Here is a 1,733-nt window from a genome sequence, read left to right on the forward strand (position 1 = left end):
TTAAGGCCTCGCATATCGCGGGGCTTTGTCGTTTATGGGGATTGTAACGAGGCTATTAATAAAAATGAGCCGCGTTTATTAACCATTTATGTTGCTTGTGTAGACTAAATCTTGCTGTGATAGTTGCCTTAGGTTGGCGATTAACGGATTAGTCGCGCCTCCCCGCAGCCGATGCTAACTATCACAGCATCCAATTGGACTTTTTCATTTCTACATTCGCATGGGTACTGGATTGGTTAATCCAATCGTTGTGAAACAGTATCCAGCCGAATGTGGTGTATCGGTTAAATCCAACACTCGCCAAGGCGGGCACCACATCCTTATCCGTTATCATTTTCACTATCCGTTATGAAATAATCACGCATGACCATATCGAGCAAGTCCTCGGCATGGTTCCCTGTTTGCATTTAGCTAATAAGTTATGTAGGTGATAAAATGAACTCTTTCAATTGCAACAAAGGAAGATGCATGACAATTACTTACAAAGATATTAGTGAAAGGCAAAAACAGCTAAATACTGCCCGAGAAAAGCGCACTGAACTTGTTGTCACTGAAGCAATTGCTCTTGTCGAAGCGTATCAAAAGTCCCTTGTTTTAGATAAAAGCACCTGGAAGGATATTGAAGGAAAAGAGCAACCCTATGTAATGTCCGGAGTACTTGATAAGGATGGTAATTTCATAAAGAAACCTTTGACGGGCATTGAACTTAGGGAGGACTACGTACTTATCTTCGAAGTTGCAACTGTAGTTGATGACACCCCCAGAGGTGGAGATATGATAACCCAAAGCATCTGCATATCCATTGATGGTGAGGTTGCAAAAGTAAACCTGCAAGATGTGGGGAAGGTAATTTCAGTTATTGACGGTGATCGATCGGGTATTTGTGATGCGATGAAAGATCGCGTACTTATGTCGATTTACGATGATGAATTAGAAGAAAAAAAATACTTCTGATAGCTCAGTTATAGGTACGTAATGGTGCTTACTGGTCCGCATTTCTCATTTATAACATGATTTTAAGGCTCACTCCGGTGGGCCTTTTTTCCGTTTTAGCCCACCAGTCACCCAATCAACTCCACACACACTTAACTGACGAGTGGCTGCACTGGTGGGCTAAATTCCTCAAAAAAACAACACCCGACAATGCCGGGAATAATATCCCCCATTGGGGAGGTGGTATGAGAATGCATAACGAACCGCATACATGGAATGACTGGGGCGAACTACTTTATGCCTGGTGGCGGGGTGACGTTCCACTGGGTGGCGTATTGCTATCTGTGGTGATGGCAGGGTTACGAGTGGCATATACCGGTGGTGGCTGGAAGAAAACCTTATTGGAGGGGCTGACTTGTGGTGCACTGACATTAACCGCTGTTAGTGCGCTTGAGTATTTAGATCTCCCTCAGCAACTCACCCTCGCAGTTGGTGGGTTGATTGGCTTCATTGGCGTTGAACAAATCCGTGCCTTTGCTCTCCGCATTGTCGGTAACCGCATCGGTGGCAGTGACGACACTAACCCCTAGGTATAAATCATGACGAAATTCAGATTTAGCCAGCGCAGTGACAATAACCTCAAAGGTGTTAACGCTGACTTAGTAAAAGTGGTTCGCCGTGCTCTGGAGTTATCGCCTGTTGATTTTGGCGTTATTGAAGGCTTACGCACTGTAGAACGGCAAAAAGAGCTGGTGGCCACTGGCAAGAGCCAGACCATGAACAGCCGCCATATTACCGGC

3 protein-coding genes and 1 pseudogene are annotated in these 1,733 nt (G+C 45.0%); 3 read left to right on the forward strand and 1 reads right to left on the reverse strand.

All coding sequences use genetic code 11. The features are described 5' to 3' along the window. Positions 1-181 precede the first annotated feature (181 nt). Complete coding sequence (locus AEP37_RS26775) at positions 182-334, reverse strand: hypothetical protein (RefSeq protein WP_167337955.1); 153 nt, start codon at positions 332-334, stop codon at positions 182-184. A gap of 134 nt (positions 335-468) precedes the next feature. Here AEP37_RS26775 and AEP37_RS23595 point away from each other — a divergent pair, with 134 nt between their 5' ends. The 3 genes and pseudogenes from AEP37_RS23595 to AEP37_RS23605 all read left to right on the forward strand — a co-directional run. Further along, a complete protein-coding gene (locus AEP37_RS23595; protein ID WP_049615613.1) occupies positions 469-954 on the forward strand; it encodes a hypothetical protein in 486 nt (161 codons plus the stop codon). Positions 955-1,178: 224 nt separating this feature from the next. Further along, positions 1,179-1,523, forward strand: coding sequence for a phage holin, lambda family (locus tag AEP37_RS23600; RefSeq protein WP_049615614.1), 345 nt, complete (start codon positions 1,179-1,181; stop codon positions 1,521-1,523). 9 nt (positions 1,524-1,532) lie between these two features. Further along, positions 1,533-1,733, forward strand: a pseudogene (locus AEP37_RS23605) (M15 family metallopeptidase); the annotation flags it as partial.

The sequence above is a fragment of the Yersinia pekkanenii genome (assembly GCF_001152565.1).
Classification (GTDB): Bacteria; Pseudomonadota; Gammaproteobacteria; order Enterobacterales; family Enterobacteriaceae; genus Yersinia; species Yersinia pekkanenii.

What these genes read in the sequence shown, in the direction of transcription:
- AEP37_RS23600 (WP_049615614.1), top strand. Translation starts at nt 1,179, where the DNA reads ATGAGAATGCATAACGAACCGCATACATGGAATGACTGGGGCGAACTA.
- AEP37_RS26775 (WP_167337955.1), bottom strand. Translation starts at nt 334, where the DNA reads ATGATAACGGATAAGGATGTGGTGCCCGCCTTGGCGAGTGTTGGATTT.
- AEP37_RS23595 (WP_049615613.1), top strand. Translation starts at nt 469, where the DNA reads ATGACAATTACTTACAAAGATATTAGTGAAAGGCAAAAACAGCTAAAT.